Below are 22102 nucleotides of genomic sequence, written 5' to 3' on the forward strand. Positions count from 1 at the left end.
AGCCCGTCCGGTAGATGTCCCGCCACGGATGATTCCCCGCAGCACCCGGTCCCCGGGGTCGCACCCGCGTACCTTGAGAGCCGCATAGCGATAGGAGAGAGATGGAAGATCAATTTCTTCCAGACTCGATTCTTTTCTGCGATTTATCAGACAGAATGATAGCAATCATTCATCCGATCCAAACAAGAAGAATTCACTTATATATGAGTGAGGAGCATCTGATCGCGAGCACAGTTCAACTACTGTGCCGCGGTATGAGATACCCGAATTGCGACATACGAGCGCTATTCATGATATCGATTAATTAATTTTAGCGACACGTGGATATCCCGCGGGCCCGATGCGGTCCCGCAAGATACCACGGGCGCACGGCGGATGCCTTGGCACAGGGAGCCGATGAAGGACGCGGCAAGCTGCGATAATCCCCGGCGAGGAGCACACATCCTTCGACCCGGGGGTCTCCGAATGGGCGAACCCATGCACAGCGGTGTGCATATCCCCCCGCTGAACACATAGGCGGGGGGAGGACAACCCGGGGAACTGAAACATCTAAGTACCCGGAGGAGAGGAAATCAATCTCGAGACTCCCCGAGTAGCGGCGAGCGAAAGGGGACCGATGGCCAAACCGTCGAGCGGGCATACCCGGCAGGGGTTCCGCCGACGGGGTTGCAGGGCCGCGCATCCGGGGGCTGCCGCCCCCGGGCGCAGGTCCGGCTGGGGAGCGGAACGGCATGGGAGGGCCGGCCGCAGCGGGTGACAGCCCCGTACGCGAACCCAGACCGGACGGCGCGACGCGGTCCCTGAGTAGGGCCGGGCACGTGAAACCCGGTCCGAACCTGGGTGGACCACCATCCAAGCCTGAGTACTACCCTGTGACCGATAGCGCACCAGTACCGTGAGGGAAAGGTGAAAAGCACCCCGGGAGGGGAGTGAAACAGTACCTGAAACCGTGCGCCCACGAGCAGTCGGAGCAACTTTCAGTTGTGACGGCGTGCCTTTTGTAGAATGAGCCAGCGAGTCGCTGGCGCGGGGCGAGGTTAACCGAAAGGGAGCCGGAGCGAAAGCGAGCCTTAACAGGGCGACTTGAGTCCCGCGCCGCGGACGCGAAGCCGGGTGAGCTATCCGTGGGCAGGCTGAAGCGGGGGTAAGACCCCGTGGAGGGCCGAACGCACGTCGGTTGAAAACGGCGGCGATGACCTGCGGATAGGGGTGAAAGGCCAATCAAACCCGGAGATATCTCGTTCTCCCCGAAATAGCTTTAGGGCTAGCGTCGCGCGTTCACCGCCGGAGGTAGAGCACCGGATGGACGAGGGGGCTTCGCCGCCTACCGAATCCAACCGAACTCCGAATGCCGGCGGCCCAGAGCGCGGCAGTCAGAGCATGTGGGCTAAGCTGTGTGCTCGAGAGGGAAACAGCCCGGACCGCCCGCTAAGGTCCCCAAGTTCCAGCCGAGTGGCAAAGGATGTGCGTCCGCCCAGACAACCAGGATGTTGGCTTAGAAGCAGCCATCCATTCAAAGAGTGCGTAACAGCTCACTGGTCGAGTGGACATGCGCCGACAATACACGGGGCTAAGCTGGACACCGAAGCGGCGGGATTTTAATTCATTAGAATCGGTAGGGGAGCTTCCCATGGGCGGAGAAGCCGGAGGGCGACCGACGGTGGAGCGCATGGGAGTGAGAATGCTGGCATGAGTAGCGAGAGACGAGAGAGTAACTCGTCCGCCGTGAACCCGAGGTTTCCTGGGCAAGGCTAATCCTCCCAGGGTCAGTCGGGGGCTAAGGCGAGGCCGGTAGGCGTAGCCGACGCGCAGCAGGCAGACATTCCTGCACCGCGCACGCGGCGCTACGACCGACGGGGCGACGGATGGGGGTGGCTCGGCGGGGTTCTGGACGTCCCCGTGATGGAGCGCGGCCCGCGGACCAGGGAAATCCGGTCCGCATCGAGGGCGAGGCTCCGGACGAAGCGACTGAGCGAAGCGAGTGAGCCCGAGGTCCCTAGAAAAACCCCTAGGCAGGCGCGTGCGCGCCCGTACCGCAAACCGACACAGGTGGGTGGGTAGAACATACCGAGGCGATCGGGTCAACCATGGTCAAGGAACTCGGCACAATGGCCCCGTAACTTCGGGAGAAGGGGTGCCCGCGCGTACGTGAACCGGCTCGCCCGGGGAGCGGAGGCGGGCCGCAGTGGAGAGGCCCAAGCGACTGTTTACCAAAAACACAGGACTCTGCAGAAGCCGCAAGGCGACGTATAGGGTCTGACGCCTGCCCGGTGCCGGAAGGTCACGCGGAGGAGTTAGCCGATTCGGCGAAGCCCCGAAGCCAAGCCCCGGTAAACGGCGGCCGTAACTATAACGGTCCTAAGGTAGCGAAATTCCTTGTCGGGTAAGTTCCGACCTGCACGAAAGGCGCAACGACTTGGGCGCTGTCTCGACCATGGACCCGGTGAAATTGCACTGGTCGTGAAGATGCGACTTACCCGCGGAAGGACGGAAAGACCCCGTGAACCTTCACTGCAGCTTGGCATTGGCCGCTGGTCCCGCGTGTAGAGGATAGGCAGGAGGCACAGATCCGGAGGCGCCAGCCCCCGGGGAGCCGCCCTTGGAATACTGCCCTCGCGCGACCGGCGTCCTAACCCGAGGCCGTCAACCGGCTCGGGGACCGTGCCAGGCGGGCAGTTTGACTGGGGCGGTCGCCTCCTAAAGGGTAACGGAGGCGCGCGAAGGTCCGCTCGGGACGGTCGGCAACCGTCCTTTTGAATGCAAGAGTACAAGCGGGCTTGACTGCGAGGCCCACAAGCCGAGCAGGTGCGAAAGCAGGCTCTAGTGATCCGGCGGCCCCGAGTGGGTGGGCCGTCGCTCAACGGATAAAAGGTACTCCGGGGATAACAGGCTGATCTTGCCCAAGAGTCCACATCGACGGCAAGGTTTGGCACCTCGATGTCGGCTCATCGCATCCTGGGGCTGGAGCAGGTCCCAAGGGTACGGCTGTTCGCCGTTTAAAGCGGTACGCGAGCTGGGTTCAGAACGTCGTGAGACAGTTCGGTCCCTATCCTCCGTGGGCGCAGGAGAATCGATGGAGGCTGCCCCCAGTACGAGAGGACCGGGGTGGACGCACCTCCGGTGAACCGGTTGTCGACCAACGGCACGGCCGGGTAGCCGCGTGCGGCGCGGATAACCGCTGAAGGCATCTAAGCGGGAAGCCGTTCCAGGGATTAGTTCTCCTTCCGGTAAGGGCCCAGGTAGACTACCTGGTCGATAGACGGCAGGTGCAAGGGCGGCGACGTCCTCAGCCGAGCCGCACTAATCGCCCGAGCTCTTCCGGAACCGCACCTCGCGGCCCGCGGGACTTAGCGCTTGCGCGGTCCGGGCACGAGGATGCCCCCGAGTCATCTTTCCTATGCGCCATGCGGCCCCCAGGGCACGTGTAAGGTGAGACCCAGGACACCGTAACGGTGGGCGCCGCCCACCGGTCAGCGGCCAGAGCATGGGGGGCACGCCCGGTCCCGTTCCGAACCCGGAAGCTAAGCCCCATCGCGCCGAGAGTACTGCGGGGTCAGCCCGTGGGAGGCCAGGGCGCCGCTGACCGGTGGACGGCACCGAGCCGTACGCTTGAACTGAGAAGGGGGAGGCCTCGCGGCCTCCCCCTTTTTTTGCGTTTACGGGCTCTTGTCTCACATAGTAGCTGTGTTTTATAACCCTCGTTTGTCGCATCTTCTGTGAACGGGCTACAATAACTTAGTCTGTGCGATATGGAGGTGAACATGGCTGAAGCTGGTATCGGCGTTGATATCGTCGAGATTTCCCGTATGAAATCAATACTTGAAAAGACGCCGTCGTTTGCTCGGCGTGTGTTTACCGAAGAAGAGCGTGCGTATTGTGATGCATCATCGCGCCCCGCTGCTCACTATGCCAGCCGCTTTGCTTCGCGCGAGGCGGTACTTAAAGCTCTCGGCACGGGTTTTAGTCAAGGCGTTGGTCGCAAGGATGTTTCGGTTACGCGTGATAAACTCGGCAAACCGAAAGCGCTGCTTTCGGGCCGTGCTCTCGAGATCGCTCAAGAGCTGGGTGTTGTTGAGGTCGCTCTTTCCATTACGCTTACAGGAGACTTAGCCGTTGCGAATGCCATCGCGATTACCGAAGATGCTCGGCCTAAGGCAAAAGAGGAAAAGGTGAGTACCAAGAAACGCGTAGCGCAGACATTTAAAGAGGCTCGCTCTGTTTTAGATGAGCTTGAGCAGCTGCAGAATTCAGCATTGACGGAGCACCTGGGCGATGCTTCGCAAGATACGCTAGGAGCATAGATGAAACCGGTTTTGAGTACCGAAGAAGTCGTTCGTCTCGAGGATATCATCGAACGCGAAGGGACTTCGAAGGCCGAGCTTATGGAGCTAGCGGGTGAGTTTGCCGCCAACGAGGTCTTGAAGCTCAATCCCGATCGGGTTCTCGTTCTGGTCGGTTTTGGTAATAATGGCGGCGACGGTTGGGTTGCCGCCGATATTCTGAGCCATAAGGGTGTGGACGTCGATATCGTTTCTCCGGTTGAGCCGGATGAGATTCCTGCTGCTCTGGCACGTCATGTTGCTCGTCGTACTGCCGGCCGCGATGTGCACGTTTGCGTCGGCCCCTCGCGTGACGAACTCGAGGTTTTGATCGATAAGGCCGATGTTGTTGTCGATGCCATTTTTGGTACCGGTTTCCACGGGAATCTGCGTGCGCCGTTCTCCATCTGGATTCCTACGGTCAATGAATGCGCCGATTGTGTCGTATCCATTGATGTCCCCTCGGGCCTGAATGCCGAGACGGGCGTTGTTGATGACGACTGCATTCGTGCCGAGCATACGGTGACGATGATTGCGCCCAAGATTGGTCTGTATAGCGCTGATGGTCCTGAGTATGCTGGCGATTTGATCTGCGGCAATCTTTACGACCGTCTTGACGAGGTCATCGATGATGTCGAACACGCCGCCGAGATTGTCGAGCCCGGTGACTTAGTCGATTACTTTGCTCCACTTCCTACGAATATCGATAAGTATTCCCGTGGCTCTGTGCTTATTGTCGCCGGATCTGCGCAATATCCTGGTGCTGCCATTATGGCGGCCAAGTCTGCAGCTCGCGCGGGTGCTGGTTACGTGGCAGTCGCGGCTCCTGACGCCTGCGCCAATCTTATTCGCATGGCACTTCCTTCGATTCCCGTCTTTGCTATTCCGTCTGATTCCCGCGGCTCCTTTGGCGCCGCTGCGCGCATGACGGTGTGCGAGATTGCAAAGAAGTACAGCTGTGTACTGTGCGGTCCCGGTATGACGACATCTGCCGGCGCTATGCAGGTGGTTTCGGGCTTGCTCGAGCTTGATGTGCCGCTTATTTTGGACGCCGATGCACTCAACTGCCTTGCTAAGATTGCCATTGACGGTATTGATAGTAATCCCGAGATGTATCGTCGCGAGCAGCCGTTGGTTATGACGCCGCACTATCGTGAGCTTTCGCGTCTGGTTGCCGGTGACGAGGTGAACGACCTTGGTACCGCGATTGCGGCCGCGCAGAAGGTTGTCTGGGCTGCAGGCTCCGACAATCTGGTGGTCATTGCCAAGGGGCCGACGACGGCTATCTGTGGCGTTGAGCGTGTGTTGCTGCCGCTCTCGGGTCCGGCTTCTCTAGCAACTGCCGGTTCGGGTGATGTTCTCGCGGGTATTTTGGCCGGCACGCTTGCCACCATGCGCGACGAGATGGATCGTTGGGAGTTGCTGTATTCGTACGCCGTCGCACTTCACAGCTACGCCGGTTTTGCCGCGGCGACGGAGTATGGTGAGAAGAGCGTTATCGCGACCGATCTTATCGACTTGATCGGTCCTGCCATGGAGCTGGCGGCAAAGGATGCGCTCGAAGATCTGGGAATCATGGACGAAGGGTCGGATGACTAATCATGAATAAAGCCGTTTTGACGCGCTGGTCCTGGGTCGAGATCGACCGTGGGGCGCTCCGTCGTAACACGAGGGCCTACAAGAACTTGCTGAATCCACGTCAGCGCCTGTGCTGCGTGGTCAAGGCCGATGCTTATGGCCATGGAGCTGTTGAGTGCGCCAAGATCATGTATTCGGCCGGTGCCGACATGTTTGCCGTGGCGACGGTTAACGAGGGCGTTGAGCTCCGACAGGGCGGGATTACGAAACCCATCCTCATCCTAAGCGAGCCGCCTATCGAGGCCATTCCGACGTTGCTCGAGTTTGATATCATGCCCTCGGTCTATACGTCTGACTTTGCTCTTGCGTATGGCGAATGTGCCGTCGCGGCGGGCAAAGTGGGCAAGTATCATCTCGCCATCGAGACGGGCATGAATCGTATCGGCGTTCACTACACGCAGGTGCTCGACTTTGTCCGCGGTATAAATTTCCATCGCGGTATTCAGTGCGACGGCGTATTTACGCACTTCGCCACGGCCGATGAACCTTCGGGCTGGGACTACAAACTGCAGTGTCAGCGCTTTACCGAGGCCGTTCAGGCCATTAAGGATGCGGGCTTTGAGTGCGGTATCGTGCACTGCGCCAACACGCCGTCCTCGATGCTCGACCCTTCGATGCATTTTGATATGATTCGCGCCGGCGTTGGCTTGTATGGCATGCAGCCGTGCGAGCTGAGTGGCCGCGTGATGCAGCTTGATCCCGTTATGAGCGTCCATGCGCGTGTGACGCGCGTGGCACACCCTGCGATGGGTGAGGGCGTGGGCTACGGTTTTACCTACCGCGTACCGCGTACGCGCGTTCAGATCTGCACGCTGCCGATCGGTTATGCCGATGGCCTATCGCGTACGCTTTCCAATCGTATGGATGTGCTGTATCGCGGCGAGCGCGTGCATCAGGTTGGCAATATCTGCATGGACCAGTTTATGGTCGCCATTCAGTCCAACCCGGCACACGAGATTCCCGAGGCCGAGTATGGTGACGAGATGATTATTGTCGGCCGCGATGGCGATGCCGAGATCACTATGGACGAGATGGCCCGACTGCGCGGAACGATTAACTACGAGGTCGCCTGCGGCTTTGGCATGCGTCTCGACAAGGTCTACGTGTAGGAGCCGCTATGGGCGTCATGCACATCCCCGGCCATACCCATCAGGCACCACGTGAGGTCGCACTCGAGGAAATTGAGGCCGTTCTGGGCGATTGTCACCTCTGCCAGCTCTACCAGTCGCGTCACAATATCGTGTTTGGCGTGGGAAACCCCCGCGCTCGTGTGATGTTTATTGGCGAGGCGCCGGGCCGCAATGAGGATTTGCAGGGCGAGCCCTTTGTGGGGGCGGCAGGCGAGGACCTCAACGGCATTTTGTCGCTGGCGGGGCTCAAACGCGAAGACGTCTACATTGCCAACGTGCTTAAGTGCCGCCCGCCGGGAAACCGCAATCCACGTCCCGAGGAAGTGCTGGCTTGCTCGCCGTTTTTGCGTGAGCAGATTCGAAGCATCTGGCCCGATATTATCGTGACGCTCGGCAACCCCGCGACGCACTTTGTGCTTAAGACCGAGATTGGCATTACTAAGCTGCGCGGCAGGTTCCACCAGATGGGGCATTTTGTAGTAATGCCCACGTTCCATCCGGCAGCAGCGCTACGCAATCCGGCGTGGCAGGAACTGCTGGAGGAAGACTTTAAGATGCTGGGCGACTATCTGGAGCGACATCCCGCACCAGAGGACGCCTCGGAATAATAAGGAGCATATATGTCCCTGGAGCGCCTGGGGGTAGGTACTTACAAAACGACTTGCGCTGCCGATACGGAGTACTTTGGCGAGCTAATTGCACCGTGCCTTGAGGACGGCGATGTGCTCATCCTGACCGGTGGCCTGGGGGTGGGCAAAACTCACTTTACCAAGGGCGTCTCGCGCGGGCTGGGCGATGAGCATATGGTTACGAGCCCTACGTTTGCGCTCATGGCCGTTCATGATCAAGGCCGTATTCCGCTGTTTCACTTTGATCTATACCGTCTGGAGCATGCCTACGAGCTCGAGGATACGGGCATTTTCGATGTGCTGGGCTATGAGGGTGCTTGCCTGCTGGAATGGGGCGAACAATTCCAAGACGAGCTGACGGATGAGTATCTTTCGGTGACGCTCAAGCGTGATGAGGGCGACAGTGATGTGCGAACGATAACGCTCGAGGCGCACGGTGACCGCGCAATGGAGCTTTCCCATTTGATTGATAAGGCTGTACAAGATGAGCTTGCATAACGACAACGCGCTGGTGGCGGCGCTCGATACCTCGACCGACATGCTTGCCTGCGCGGCAAGCTGGATTGATGGGCAGACGGGCGAGACGAAGCTCGTGAGTGGCGACCACATGTGTCGCCGTCACGCCAACGTTGAGCTCGTGAATACCGTTGATGGCGTGCTGGCTCAAGTCGGTCTGGATCGCAGCGATGTTGGTTGCTACGTGGTCGGCCGCGGCCCGGGGTCGTTTACGGGTGTGCGCATCGGCATCTCCACTGCCAAGGGCCTCGCGCGCGGTGCCAATGTTCCGCTGCTGGGCGTGTCGACGCTCGACGCTTGCGCTTGGACGGCGTGGAAGGCTGGCGTGCGCGGCAAGCTTGGTATCTTGGCCGATGCCATGCGCGGTGAGGTATATCCGGCACTATATATGCTGGGCGATGAGGGTCCCGAGCGTCAATTTGAGCGCGAACACGTGGTCAAGGCCGCCGTGGCGCTCGATGAGTGGCGCCGAGCAGCGGACTGGGACCAGGTTCAGCTGACCGGTGACGGTCTCGTGCGCTATGGCAAGCTGCTGGGTGAGGACGAGACCGCCCGCTGCGTGGAGCGCGACCTGTGGTGGCCTTCGGGCGAGGGCTTGCTGCTCGCGCACGCTGCGGGTGACGGCGATCCGGCTCGCGTCCTGCCGATTTACACGCGCCTTTCGGATGCCGAGGAAAACGAGCGCAAGCGTCTTGGTCTTGCCGAGAGTGCGCAGAGCGAAATTACGGGCGTTGCCGATGAGCTCGCCGGTCGTCATCTGCAGTTCCGTCCCATGGGCGCGGCGGATGCCGAGGGCGCGAGCGCGCTAGAGGCTGCCTGCTTTGAAGGTGCCGGACACGAGGCGTGGACGCCGGGCATGTTCCTGTCCGAACTGGGCGAGGACGTCGCTGCGCCGCGTAGTTGGTGGGTGGCACACGACGACGGCAAGCTGCTGGGCCTTGCCGGCGGTATGGTCGTGGACGGTGATGTGCAGATTCTGGATGTCGCCGTCGACTCGGCACATCGCCGTGAGGGCATTGCCCGCAAGCTGCTGTCGCATGTGAGCTATGATGCCCAGATGCTCGGCTGCACCACGGCTTCGCTCGAGGTCGAGGACGGCAACGAGGGCGCGATTGCGCTCTATGCCGCTCTGGGCTTTACCGAGGTGGGTCGTCGTCGTGGCTACTACGGTGTCGGCAAAGACGCCATCGTCATGACGGCCCCACTTCCCCTCGTACTTCCGGTCGATAACGCCTCGCCCGAGCCGACGGCAGCCGAGCAACGCGTATGGCCGCTGCCTGCGCCTGGGCGCTCCGAGGGGGAGCGCGCCGAAATTGAGCGCCGCCGCCTGGTGCTCGCTATCGAGAGTTCCTGCGACGAGACGGCCGTGGCGATTATCGATGCGGATGGCAATATGCTGGCCAACCAGGTGTCGACACAGATTGATTTTCATGCCCGCTTTGGCGGCGTGGTGCCCGAGATCGCCTCGCGCAAACACGTTGAGGTGATTGTGAGTGTCGTGGATGCGGCGCTCGAGGATGCCGCAGCATCGCTTGGTCTTGAGGGTGGAGCCATTGCTCCCAGCGAGCTTGCCGCCGTGGGCGTGACACAGGGTCCGGGCCTGGTGGGCGCCCTCGTGGTGGGCGTTGCCTTTGCCAAAGGCTTTGCCTACGCTGCCGGTAAGCCGCTCGTATGCGTCAACCATCTGGAGGGGCACCTGTTTGCCAACCTGCTGGCGCAACCCGACCTCAAACCGCCGTTTATCTTCACGCTTGTCTCGGGTGGGCACACCATGCTCGTGCACGTGAAGGCGTGGGGCGACTACGAGGTGCTCGGTGAGACGCTCGACGACGCTGTGGGCGAGGCCTTCGACAAGGTAGCCAAGGCGTTGGGTCTGGGCTATCCCGGTGGCCCCATCATTTCCAAGCTGGCCGAGACGGGCAACCCCAAGGCGATCGATTTCCCCCGTGCGCTTAACAGCAGGGGAGACTATCGCTTCTCGCTTTCGGGCCTTAAAACCGCTGTGACGCTCTACATTGAACAGGAGACCAAGGCCGGGCGCACGATTCACCTGCCCGATCTGGCAGCTTCGTTTGAGGCAGCTGTCTTTGACGTGCAGTACAAGAAGGCCAAAAACGCATTGCACGCTACCGGATGCAAGGAATACTGCATCGGTGGCGGCGTCTCGGCCAACCCGCATCTGCGCGAGATGATGATCAAGAAGCTTGGGCGTCAGGGGATTCGCGTAACGGTGCCGCCCTTGTCTGCCTGTACCGATAACGCAGCCATGATCGCGGAGGTCGCCCGCCGTAAATTCGACCGAGGTGAAATCTCGCCGTTCGACGTCGACGCCGATCCAAACATGACGCTGTAGTCGTACGGGTGCGGTCCCCGACGCTGCCCGGGCGCCAGCGGCCGCATATGAACTTTCCTGCTCTACAGTCCTGCTCACGACGGAGGCCACATTAAGTGGCCTCCTGTTCGTGCGGAACTCGCGATAAAGTTCATATGCGGCCGCTGGCGCCCGGGCAGCGCCGGGGACCTTTCTGTACCGATGCGGCTTCTGAGCCGGATTGGCGTCGACAACGTCCGGCAAGGTTAGCCAGCTGCGTCGAATTTCCGGCGTGCTTTAGCTGAAAGAAAAAGATGGTGTGCGGAGCTTTGCTCCGCATTTGGGATGGGAGCCCCTCGGGAGCGGGCGGGCGTATACAAGGTTTATCGCGAGTTCCGCACGAGCCGGAGAGCACTTAATGTGCTCTCCGTGCGAGCAGGACTGTAGAGCAGGAAACCTTGTATACGCCCGCCCGCTCCCGAGGGGCATCTCTCATGCAAAAACTGTCGTGGGGTAAAGTCCGAGGTCAGTGGCGTTTTATACCGAGAAATTCAAAAAAGTCGAAAATTCATTACAAATTTGCGTTGACTTTAGGTAACTAAAGTTTCATACTCCTTTTCAACCACTGGGGGATGTGAACACGCACGGATCGTTCGCATCATGATTGAAGAGGATTTCTTAGACATGTTCACGCATCAGCTAAACATTATCAGCGTAGTAATTATCTGATGCGGGTTAGCACATACAGCTAGCCCGTACGATAACGGGCGGCTGATAAAGATGAGGGCCGTCGAGCGCAACCGACGGCCCTCATTTTTTATGTCTAGGAAGTTCTTTTTAGAGGAGGAAATGTAATGAACGGAGTTTTGCTCATGGTTGTGGCCGCGGCGGTGCTCGCCTGCGGCTATCTGGGCTACGGCCGTTGGCTGGCCAACAAGTGGGGCGTTGACAAAGAGGCCCTCACGCCGGCCAAGCGCATGAAGGACGGCAAGAGCTTCTCGCCCGTCTCCGCCTTCACCGCGTTCTCGCACCAGTTCAGCTCGATCTGCGGTGCTGGCCCTGTTACGGGTACGATCGTCGCCATGGCCTTCGGCTGGCTTCCCGTCGTGCTCTGGGTCCTCGTCGGCGGCATCTTCTTTGGCGCCGTCCATGACTTTGGCGCTCTGTACGCCTCGATGAAGAACAACGGCAAGTCCCTGGCTCAGCTCATCGAGAAGTACATCGGCAAGACCGGCCGTCGCCTGTTCCTGCTGTTCTGCTGGCTGTTCTGCATCATCGTCATCGCCGCTTTCACCGACATGGTCTGCAAGACGTTCATGTTCACCCCGGCCGTTGACGCTTCTGGTGCTGCTACCGGTGCCATCGACTTCACCAAGTCCTATGCCGCCGGCTGCGCTGGTACCATCTCCATCCTGTTCACCTTCGTCGCTATCGCCTTTGGTTGGGCCCAGAAGAAGTTCAACCTCACCGGCGCTGCCGAGTTCGTCACCGGCGTGGTCCTCATGGTTCTCATGTTCGCCGTCGGTATGCAGTTCCCGCTCTACCTGGATAAGTTCCAGTGGTTCGCCGTCGTCATGGTCTACCTGGTCTTTGCTGGCGCTATGCCCATCCAGATGCTCAAGACCCCGCGTGACTACCTTACTTCCATCATGATGATTGTCATGATCGTCTGCGCTGTCCTCGGCATCGTCGTCCTGGGCGTCAACGGTCAGGCCACTATCACCGCTCCGGTCTTCACCGGCTTCTCCACTGCCTCCGGCATGATGTTCCCGGTCCTGTTCGTCTCCGTCGCTTGCGGTGCTCTCTCCGGTTTCCACAGCCTCGTTTCTTCCGGCACCTCTTCTAAGCAGGTCGAGAAGGAGCAGGACGCCGTCAAGGTCGGTTACGGCGCCATGATCGTCGAGTCCTTCGTCGGCATCCTTGCCATCATCGTCGCCGGCATCATGTTCTCCGACATGAACACCGCCGGTACCGGCGCCCTCAACGCCGGTGTCGCTTCCACCCCGTTCCAGATCTTCGCCGCTGGCATCTCCCGCGGTATGCAGGCCTTCGGTGTTGACGGCACGCTTGCTACCGTCTTTATGACCATGAACGTCTCCGCTCTGGCCCTGACCTCGCTCGACGCCGTCGCCCGCATCGCCCGCACTTCGTTCTCCGAGTTCTTTGCCCAGACCAACGATGCCCTGGCCATCGAGTCCAAGGCCGGCTACATGAAGGTCCTCGGCAACCCCTGGTTCGCCACGGTCGTTACCCTGCTTCCCGGTCTCGCTCTCGCTTTTGGTGGCTATGCCAACATCTGGCCGCTCTTTGGTGCTTCCAACCAGCTGCTCGGCGGCATGACCATGATCACCCTCGCCGTGTTCTGCAAGTGCACCGGCCGCAATGGCTGGATGCTCTACGTGCCCGTCGTCTTCCTGCTCTGCTGCACCTTCACCTCGCTGGTCCAGAGCGCCATGGGCTGCATGACCGCCGTCCAGGCCTACGGTTTCTTCGGTACCATCCCGGCTACCGCCACCACGGCCGCCGTCTCCGTCGCCGCCACCAAGGGCCTGCAGCTCGTCTTTGCCGTCCTGCTGATGGTCCTGGGCCTCATCGTTGCCGTCAACTGCCTCAAGGAGTTCTTCGGCAAGGAGGCTGGCTCCATGCCTGATGAGGAGCCCGAGTGGTCCGATATGGGCAAGGCCGAGTACGGTCGCGCCGCTGCCGCTGAGGCTCCTGCCGACGCCGAGGTCGCCAAGGCCTAGTCGGTCGGACGGGTTGAATCTCCCATCCATTTGACTCGGAAAGACCGGGTCCGCGACTTCGCGGGCTCGGTCTTTTTTCATGCAAAAGCGGGTGACGCTCGAGTGTTCTCGCAGATGTTTTGCGTGGATAAGGGCGCGCGTTGTACCATATAGACGTATATGTGTACATATGAAAGGGGCCCCGTGGCCAAGACGGTATATTCCGATAACCAAAATAATGTCGATGCCCTGGCTGAGCGTCTGAGCAGCCAGACATCGCTTTCTGCTGAGCGTGCCAAGCTGGTTGCCTACGACCTGCTTTGCCGCAAGGCGCTCAAGATCAAGTCGAGCGCGCTGGCGCAAATTTTCCGTTCCGTCGATAAGGAATGTGACACCAAGGCGATGCGCGATGAGCTTATCGCGGCAAATATCGTGACCAAGATCGAGGGTAGCGGCATTAACGGGCGCCCGGCGTTCTATACCATCAATGCCGAGATCCGCGATGCCCAGGAGCAGCCTGCCGAGTCCGTCGAGGATTTTGTCGTCGAGGATCCCGCTGACGTGCCTGCTGTGGAAGAAGTTGCCCCGCGTGAGCATGTCGATACCGATGAGTTGCTCGATGAGAACGTCGTGCGTGCCTTTACGGCCAAGGCAGGACGCGGCGGTTTTGGCGGGGGTGGCAAGCGCGATGCGCAGCGCCGCGCCCAGCAGGAGCGCTTCCGTCGCGCCGTTGCTCGAAAGGGTGAGACGGATGCTGAGGCTGTTGAGACCGAGGTTGCTGCCGAGTCGCAGAAGCCCGCGAGGGAGCAAAAGCCCGTGGAGGCCCAAGAGCCCAAGCGTCGTCGCGGTGCTCACTTTAAGACTGCACAGCAGGATGCCGCGCGTGAGGTTGAAGAGTCTTCTGAGGTTGCAGACGATGTTGAGGGGTCTGCCAAGAAGGCTCCGGGTTCGTGTCGTCCCGGCCGCGGTTTTGCGGGACGCGCGTATCCCGTAAAGCATCAGGAGAAGGGCGAGTCGGTTTCGACCACCCAGGACGAGAAGGCCGTTGAGCCGGAGGCTCGCGAGCAGAAGCCTGTTGAGCCGCAGCTTGAGGTTGATGCCGAGGCCAAGGGCCAGCAGCCTACTGATGAGCAGACGGAGCAGGGCGCGTCGAGCAAGCCTCGCCGCCGTCGCCATCGTGGGGGCCGCAGTTCCCATGCCGAGACTGCAACCGAGAAGACCACGCCGCAGAACGAGGATGCGAAGGCCGAGGTTTCTTCGGGGCAGCCTAAGCGCCAGCCGGCGAAGGAGAGCAAGTCCGTTCGTCCGCAGAAGCAGGCATCTATGCCGAAGCGCGAGCGCAATTCCCAAGGCGATTCTAAGCGCAAGTCTCAGAAGAAGCCGGAGTCTGCCGCAGCAGATACTGCTGCCCAGCAGCCCAGGCCGGACGTTCACGGCGAGGTCTCGGCGTTTGCCCTTGCCCGCGTTTTAGGCAGGCAGCTGCTCAAGGTTGTCCCTACGCCCACGGCGCTCTCTAAGATCAAGGAGCAGCAGACACAGATCGTAAAGGTTGAGGGCAAGGACGGCAAAAAGGCTCCGCAGCGCACTCAGCACAACGAGATGTCCAACCGCAAGATTGCCGAGGAAATCGCAATCATCCAGGCTTGGATCGAGCAGAACCGAGGTGCCGATACGCCGGTTGCCTCGCGCCGCCAGCGTGCCTACCAGATCTTTAACGACGAGAAGGCTTTTGACGGCAAGCACGGTGAGCGCCTGATCAGGCGTATGACCGAAAAAGGCATCAGCATGCAGGCGATCAAGGTCGCTCCCAATCGCCCCGTGCACTTTACGGGTTTCTTTACGCTGGGTGCCGACAAGCCGTTCATTATGGTCGAGAACCTGGACACCTACGACGAGATCGTCAAGCTGCTGCGTGGCCGCAAGCACGCCAAGCTCTTTGGCATCAAGGTGGGCGGCGTGATTTTTGGCGGCGGATGCAAGGCAAGCGTCTCGCATGCCCTGGACGATTATCTGGCCGAGATTGGCTATCGCTTTAACTACGTCTACTATGTGGGCGATATCGACCGCGAGGGCGCGCGCATCGTCGAGCAGGCTCGCAATGCCAATGTGGTTGAGATTCGCCTGCATGCCGGCATGTACCGCGCCATGCTCGCCGAGCATAGGCGTCGCGTGAAGGCCGGCGGCGCGTGCGAGCCCGCTGCTGCCAACCAGGGCGTGCCGCAGAACCTGGCAGCGACGATCAAGGATCTGCCCATGGTTACGCGCGTGCAGTTCCGCAACGTGCTGCGCGAGGGCGGGCGTATTCCGCAGGAGATCCTGATGACCGCAGACTATCGGGATGGCGACTCGGGAAGCTTCGACCGCATGCTCAACAACTAGGGCGTTCGGCCCCGGGAGAGTGGGGACACCGGCTTAGGTTTCCTGCTCTACAGTCCTGCTCACGACGGAGGCCACATTAAGTGGCCTCCTGTTCGTGCGGAACTCGCGATAAACCTAAGCCGGTGTCCCCACTCTCCCGGGGCCTGCGGCTACTTGGTTGTCGCATGCGGGTCGCTTTTCGGAACTGGGCTGATATTTTCTAGATGAAAGGCGCTCTTGGTCCTTATGGGCTTGGGGCGCCTGTCTTTTAAAGGTAGATTTTTGGGAGGCCGGCACTTGGAGACGTTCCTTTAGTGCCGGCACTTTAGGAACGTCTCCAAGTGCCGGCTGTGGGACGGAGGGATTCCGCGTCCGCCTTTTCGGCGGCCGCGCCCCGCTGCGTCGCTTCGCTCCTTGCGTGCTGCGCTGGAAAACGCTTCGCGTTTCCTCAGCTCCGCACCCTTGCGGGTTCTCGAATCCCTCCGCTTGCCCACAAGAAAGCGCCCTGGGCCGTTATGGGCTCAGGGCGCTCAATTTTAATGGCTGGGACGGAGGGATTCGAACCCCCAACAGCCGGCACCAAAAACCGGAGTTCTACCGTTGAACTACGTCCCAATGTGTGGTGTTGCCCAAAAGCAACTCGTTTAGTTTACCTAATCTGCGAGGGCATCGCAAACGCCATCGAGCAGGCGTACGGCGAGTGTCTGCGCGTCGCTGGCCGTGAAGGTGCCGTTGTAGCGCGTCATGCCCGTGAGCTCAATGCGAATGCGAGCCGGCTTCTGCTGCGCGGCGACATTGGCGGTGCGGATGCGCTGGGCCAGGTTGTGGCACTCGGCGAGGGCAATCGTGGCGCGCGGTGCGGCGTCGGCGGGCAGCTCGTCGCTTGCGATCTCGAGCACCAGGTCAACGTCGGTTGGGACCTCGGAGTCGCAGAGCATCATGCCGCTGTTGTCGGTCGTTGCCGTGGCGATATTCCACATACGCGACGCAACACTGCGTGCGATGGGGTCCTCGCCGATAACGGCAATCTGAAAGCGCTCGAGCACGTTGGCGGCGCGAGCAAAACCGATGCGGGACTCGGCTTCGGTGACCGAGGGCTTGCCCTCCCACACATGGTGCAGGCGGTTGATGTAGGCGTAGGTGTCCTGGAAGGCCATGCCGTCGGCAAACAGGCCGACATTTTCCTGGAACTGCTGCAGGGCGGCCTCGGTATGCGGACCAAAGTAGCCGTCGTCTTCGCCACAGGCAAAGCCCAAAACGTTGAGAGCGCGCTGCAGGGCCTGCACATCGGCGCCATGGAAATTGGGCATGCGCAGATAGAGGGTGCGGTCGCCCAGCTTATACGAAGCGTCTACAAGGGCGCTCCAACAGGGGATATCGACGGCATGACCGGCAGCAAGGCCGCTGTCGAGCCTGAAGGTGCTGACGGCCTGCTCAGTGGTGGCTCCAAAGTACTTGTCGGTGACTTCGGCGGCATCAATCGTGTAGCCGAGCTGCAGGAGACGAGACTGCACGTCCTCGACGGCTGCTCCTTGCATGCCCGTTGTAATAGGTTCCATGAACGAACCCCTTTCGGCGTACCATTCGTACTATTTGAGCGTCTGTCGGATAGACAACGCAAAGGGATGCATAAACATGCACTCAACAGTGTAGCAAGTTGTGCCTAAATACGCTGCTGACAGGTTTTATAACCCCCGTTAGTTAAGGCGCTCCACAAAGAAATCTGCCATGGAGAGGAACAGCTCGCGTGCGTGCGGATCAAGCTCAACGTTCTCGATGGCCGCTTTGGCCTTAGCGGTCAGGTCGAGCGCGTAAGTGTGGGCGTAATCGATGGAGCCGGTTTCCTGAAAGATCTCCACGGCGCGTGCGAGCTGCGCGGGATCATCGGTACCCGAGGAAAGAATCGCTTCGACCTCGTCGTGGTGGCGCTCATCAGAGAGGGCGTGTACGGCGACAAGCGTGCGCTTGCCCTCGGTGATGTCGGTGCGGAAGTCCTTGTTGGCGGCTTCCTTAGCGCCGACAAGGTTGAGCAGGTCGTCCTGAATCTGAAAGGCAAGGCCCGTGTGCAGGCCAAAGGCGCGCAGCGCTTCGATTTGCTCATCGCTGCCGCCGCCGATAATGGCTCCGGCGGCAAGCGGCGTGGCTCCGCTGTAAAACGCGGTCTTGTGCGTCGCCATGTCCAGGTAGTCATCAACCGAGATATCAAAGCGCCCGTCACGGACCCAACCCAGGTCGAGCGCTTGACCCTCGATGGTGCGGACGATCATCTCGGTTAGCTCGTGGAGCACGCGCAGCTTCACGTCGGACTCCAGCGTGGGGTCGTCGAGAACGGTCTTGGTGACCATGGTGAGCGCCAGGTCGCCACAATTGATGGCAAGCCCCGTGCCCTCGGTAAGGTGCATGCAGGGCTTGCCTCGACGAAGCTGTCCGTTGTCGGCGATGTCGTCGTGGATCAGCGCGCCCGACTGGAAATGTTCGATGGCTGCCGCAGCGCTGCGGGCACTCTCAAAGCTACCGCCCACTGCGGTTGCGGCGAGCATGCAGATAAGCGGGCGGTGGCGCTTGCCGGCGTTGGCCGTAAAAGCCGAGAGCGGCGCGTACAGGTAGCGCTCGATATCGGCAGAGGTCGCCTGTCCGTCAAAGAACGTGGCCAGATAGTCGTTAATCTGGTCAAAGTGCTGGGCTAAAAAGCTGGTAAACGGACTGGACACGGGTTCTCGCATTCTTTCTGAGGTTGCATTGGTGCAATATGCAGACAACATATTGCCACATCAGGGCGTTTGGCGCGGCAGTTTTGGCGATTTAGGACAACGGGCGTGCGTTTGATGGAGCGCGCCTAAATCAGCCTAAAATGCTCGAGCGCCGCAACGACACCGTCGTGATCGACGGTGTCGGTCACGTAATCGGCCTTATCCTTGAGATAGTCCGGCGCATTGCCCATGGCGATACCGACATCGACGGCGTTCATCAGCGAGACGTCATTGCTGGCGTCGCCGATGCCGTATACGGTTCCGTGGTGGGGATCGAGGGCATCGAGTACAGACTGGATGCCCCCGCGCTTCGTGCATTCGCGGGGCGAGATTTCGGTTACCTCGAGTTCGAGCTCGTTAAAGCACAGCAGCGGCTCAAGTGCCTTATCTTGGGCGATGCGGTTGGCGAGCGATGTAGACATCAAGATCTTGTAGACACTGTAATGTTGCAGCTGCGTGACTGCGTCGCCCAGGGTGCGCGCGTATCCGGGGGCATCGGGGGCATCGGCACTCATGCGCACGACGCCGTTGAGGCCCTCAAAGCGGATGACCTCGCCCGATTGCTCAAGGTAGGGGGCAAGACGCTGCAGCATACTGGGCGTCATCGACAGATCGCGAATTGCGTGTCCGTTGATCTCGGCGTAACCGCCCGCAAGACAGACGATGCCGGTCCAGGGCAGCTCAAGAAGTTTGGGGTGGATGCAGCTCAGGGTGCGTCCCGTGCAGATAAAGGCCATGTTGCCGTTGGCGACAAACTCGCGGATGGCCTGCGAGACCGCCTCGTTGGGATAGGGGGAGAGGTCCCGCTCGTCTTCGGGAAGGTCTTGGGCGAGCCTGGGGTCTTGCCAGGCGAGCGTTCCGTCGATATCGAAGAAGCAAATATCGCCGCGCTTATGGGCTGCGCTGGCGGCAGGGGAGGCCGAGGCGGTGGGCACAAATTCCGGCTCGAGGCCCATGATCTGGTCAAAATGCTCTTTAACGCGGGGAACGGAGATGCCGATGACCACCTGGGCGGTCTTGTCCGTAATGATGAGGCCCTTGGCGCCCACCGCGACAAACGACGCGTTATCTGCAACGATGGAAGGGTCTGCGACCTCGACGCGCAGGCGCGTGGCGCAGTTGGTTGCGCCCACAATATTGCCAACGCCACCTAAAAGCTGAATTACCCGCTCAGCGAGGACGTGATCTTGATCGGATCGACTATTGACCTCGTCATTGGGAGATTGCTCTTTGGCAAAGCCGCTTTCCGTTAAACGATCGATTGCCGCGCGATTGGCAACATGATCCTCGCGGCCCGGCGTCTTAAGGTCATAGACCAAGATGAGTGCTCGAAAACTAACAAAAAAGATGAGGCTAAAGGCAAGGCCGATACCGAGCGCCAAAAGATAGGCACCGGCATGCGTGCGCATGAGCGGAATAAAGTTGAAGGCTGCCATCTCAATCAAGCCGCCCGAGAAGATGCCGACGATGCCAAAGAGATTCATGGTTGTGGCAAGGCAAGACGATAAGACGGCGTAGAGCAAAAAGAGCCCGGGGTGGGTGAACATAAAGAGAAACTCGAGTGGCTCGGTAACGCCGCAAACCACCGAGGCGACGATGGCGGGCAAAAGGATGACCTTAAGGCCGGCGCGGCGCTCTGGTTTTGCGGTGGAGTAGAACGCGGCTGCGATGGCGGGAAGGCCAAAGAGCTTGACCCAGCCGGTGGCGGTAAAACCGGCCCACGGCGCAAGTTCATTAAGGGGGCGCGTGCTATGGGAGAGGATGGGGAGCAAGCTGCTCCACGTGGCGTAGATGCCGTCGTTAATGACCAGGTTGTCGTAGTAGATCGGCATGTAGAGCAGGTGGTGCAGCCCCATGGGCTCGAGCGCTCGCTCCAAAAGCACAAAGATGCCCACGCCAAAGGGGCCGACGCTCGTAAGTGCATGGCGCAGCGTTTCGGTCATTGCGTATACGGAGGGCACGATGGCGGCCGAGATAGCGGCAAGGGCAAACACGGCAAAAAAGCTGATGAGGTAGACCAGCGAGGAGCCCGAGAAGGTGCCGAGCCAATCGGGAACCTTGGCATCGTAGAAGCGGTCATGGATGGCAACGACGGTTGCCGATACCGCCAGCGGGCCGATAATGCCGGTGTCGAGCGTCTTGATGCCGTCGATGACGGTGATACCGCTGGCGGAGGTCAAAGATGACGGGTACTTAAGTCCAAGATTGTCTCCGCTCAGCTTAATGATCTCGCTCAAAAAGAAGCAGTAGGCAAAATAGGCGACGAGAGCCTCGAGGCAGCAACGAGCCGGTTGTTTTTGGGCAAGACCGATGGGCAGCGCTACGGCAAAAAGGAGCGGGAGGCGTTTAAAGACCGTCCACGAGCCGCGCTGGATGATGGTCCAAAAAGCGTACCAAGGGGTTCCGTATACGGCGAGATCGCCGACGATGTCCGCAGTCGTTGCGAGAGCGGAGACGCCGACCATGAGGCCTGATATAGAAAACAGCATGGCGGGCGCGAACATTGCCCCGCCAAAGCGTTGGATTTTTTGCAGCATGTTCTGCCTTCCGAATATCGAGGCGCGTTGCGCGTGGGGAAACGTTTAAACAATGGATTCATTGTAGAGGACCAGACGATTGTCGTACCGGCAGTTTTGAGCGAAACCGATTTGGGCATGACAGAAACCGTCAACGGTTAAATCCTGTCGCTTTACCGATATTCGGTTTAAACAACTTTAAGAAATGCTATCGTGCCTAGCCGGAAATGAATAATGTAGAGGTGAAACAATGCCAAAAGCGATATACGAAGGAATCTACCGAGAAATACGCTCGCGCATCATTAATGGGACCTATGCGTTTCAGGAGATGCTGCCAACCGAAGCCGAGCTGACCGCGGAGTTCGGATGCACTCGCAATACCGTCCGTCGCGCCTTGGGTATGCTGGCCGACGGGATGTTTGTGCAGCCCATACACGGCAAGGGCGTGCGCGTTATTTGGCTTAAGGGCGAAACCGACATGTTGGGCGCACTCGAAGAGGTTGAGTCGTTTGGCGAGTTTGCAAAGCGCAACAATGCCGTTGCATCTACGGACGTTAAGTCTTTCGAACATCTGGTTTGCACCGAGCAACTCTCTCGTCACCTGGGCTTTAAGGTGGGCGAGGAGTTGATTCGCGTAGTGCGTGTCCGAAGCCTCAACGGCAACGCGCGCCAAGTGGACCATGGCTATTTTTTGGCGTCGATCGCCAAGGGCCTGACTCCCGAGATCGCGGCAGATTCTATTTACGGCTATCTGGAGCACAAGCGCGGTGTCAAAGTGATGGCGAGCCGTCGTACGGTGAGTGTCGAGCTCGCCAACGATGAGGACTGCAGCTATCTTGACCTCGGCAAATACAACTGCGTTGCCGTCATGGAGAGTCAGTCGTACACCTCGGACGGTATCTTGTTTGAGGTGACGCACACTCGCACACACCCCGAGATCTTCCATTACCGTGTCAATTCCAAGCGATAGCCGGCTAGCTCGCAGCCTGACGAGACTCATGGCCTCAAAGAGAAAACGCCCGGTCAAACCGACGGTACATCGGCTTGACCGGGCGTTTTCTCTGCATTCGATAACAAATAATTGTTTATACAAAACTTGTCAAGTATCAAGTTGAAATTACCGTTCACCGAAGTTTTTCTACCGCTCTAGTAATACTTGTTCAAACAACTAGCCAAATAGCGTATCGTTCAAATCAGCAAAAGGGGCAAAGT

The 22102-nt window shown here is 59.7% G+C and carries 12 protein-coding genes, 1 tRNA gene and 2 rRNA genes; 11 read left to right on the plus strand and 4 right to left on the minus strand.

Annotated elements, in window-relative coordinates; all coding sequences use genetic code 11:
• Nucleotides 1-348: 348 nt before the first annotated feature.
• From ACKUTP_RS02805 to ACKUTP_RS02850, 10 genes are all read left to right on the plus strand, one after another.
• Nucleotides 349-3324: ribosomal RNA gene (locus tag ACKUTP_RS02805) — 23S ribosomal RNA — on the plus strand.
• Between the two features lie 145 nt (nt 3325-3469).
• A 5S ribosomal RNA gene (gene rrf / locus ACKUTP_RS02810) occupies nt 3470-3585 on the plus strand.
• Between the two features lie 176 nt (nt 3586-3761).
• Nucleotides 3762-4301, plus strand: coding sequence for a holo-ACP synthase (acpS, locus tag ACKUTP_RS02815; protein ID WP_409063504.1), 540 nt, complete (start codon nt 3762-3764; stop codon nt 4299-4301).
• Nucleotides 4302-5918 carry an NAD(P)H-hydrate dehydratase gene (locus ACKUTP_RS02820; protein WP_368138321.1) on the plus strand — a complete coding sequence of 539 codons (1617 nt, stop codon included), beginning with the start codon at nt 4302-4304 and terminating at the stop codon, nt 5916-5918. It begins immediately after the preceding gene.
• Between the two features lie 2 nt (nt 5919-5920).
• A complete protein-coding gene (gene alr / locus ACKUTP_RS02825; protein ID WP_409063505.1) occupies nt 5921-7066 on the plus strand; it encodes an alanine racemase in 1146 nt (381 codons plus the stop codon).
• An 8-nt stretch (nt 7067-7074) separates the two neighbouring features.
• A complete protein-coding gene (locus ACKUTP_RS02830; protein WP_006235848.1) occupies nt 7075-7695 on the plus strand; it encodes a uracil-DNA glycosylase in 621 nt (206 codons plus the stop codon).
• Nucleotides 7696-7707: 12 nt separating this feature from the next.
• Complete coding sequence (tsaE, locus tag ACKUTP_RS02835; protein ID WP_117735673.1) at nt 7708-8214, plus strand: tRNA (adenosine(37)-N6)-threonylcarbamoyltransferase complex ATPase subunit type 1 TsaE; 507 nt, start codon at nt 7708-7710, stop codon at nt 8212-8214.
• Nucleotides 8201-10585: a tRNA (adenosine(37)-N6)-threonylcarbamoyltransferase complex transferase subunit TsaD gene (gene tsaD / locus ACKUTP_RS02840; protein WP_368144613.1), complete on the plus strand. Its 2385-nt coding sequence runs from the start codon at nt 8201-8203 to the stop codon at nt 10583-10585. The genes tsaE and tsaD overlap by 14 nt, the downstream gene beginning before the upstream one ends.
• 812 nt (nt 10586-11397) lie before the next feature.
• On the plus strand, nt 11398-13287 hold the full coding sequence (locus tag ACKUTP_RS02845) for a carbon starvation protein A (RefSeq protein WP_409063506.1): 1890 nt from the start codon (nt 11398-11400) through the stop codon (nt 13285-13287).
• 183 nt (nt 13288-13470) lie between these two features.
• Entirely contained in the window at nt 13471-15645 is a 2175-nt protein-coding gene (locus ACKUTP_RS02850; protein ID WP_409063507.1) for a hypothetical protein, read from the plus strand.
• 519 nt (nt 15646-16164) lie between these two features.
• Here the strand turns inward: ACKUTP_RS02850 and ACKUTP_RS02855 are convergent.
• From ACKUTP_RS02855 to ACKUTP_RS02870, 4 genes are all read right to left on the minus strand, one after another.
• Nucleotides 16165-16239, minus strand: a tRNA-Gln gene (locus tag ACKUTP_RS02855).
• 38 nt (nt 16240-16277) lie between these two features.
• Nucleotides 16278-17183 (minus strand): peptidoglycan-binding protein, encoded by a 906-nt coding sequence (locus ACKUTP_RS02860; RefSeq protein ID WP_022094145.1) that lies wholly within the window; start codon nt 17181-17183, stop codon nt 16278-16280.
• 138 nt (nt 17184-17321) lie between these two features.
• Nucleotides 17322-18335, minus strand: a complete 1014-nt coding sequence (locus ACKUTP_RS02865) for a polyprenyl synthetase family protein (RefSeq protein ID WP_346979634.1) — start codon at nt 18333-18335, stop codon at nt 17322-17324.
• A gap of 125 nt (nt 18336-18460) precedes the next feature.
• Nucleotides 18461-20911 (minus strand): PTS transporter subunit EIIC, encoded by a 2451-nt coding sequence (locus tag ACKUTP_RS02870; protein WP_409063508.1) that lies wholly within the window; start codon nt 20909-20911, stop codon nt 18461-18463.
• A 229-nt stretch (nt 20912-21140) separates the two neighbouring features.
• Between ACKUTP_RS02870 and ACKUTP_RS02875 the strand changes: the two genes are divergently transcribed.
• Nucleotides 21141-21860, plus strand: coding sequence for a GntR family transcriptional regulator (locus ACKUTP_RS02875; RefSeq protein WP_035137765.1), 720 nt, complete (start codon nt 21141-21143; stop codon nt 21858-21860).
• The last annotated feature ends 242 nt before the right edge of the window (nt 21861-22102 follow it).

The organism is Collinsella sp. wc0529, from assembly GCF_046116875.1.
Taxonomy (GTDB): Bacteria; Actinomycetota; Coriobacteriia; order Coriobacteriales; family Coriobacteriaceae; genus Collinsella.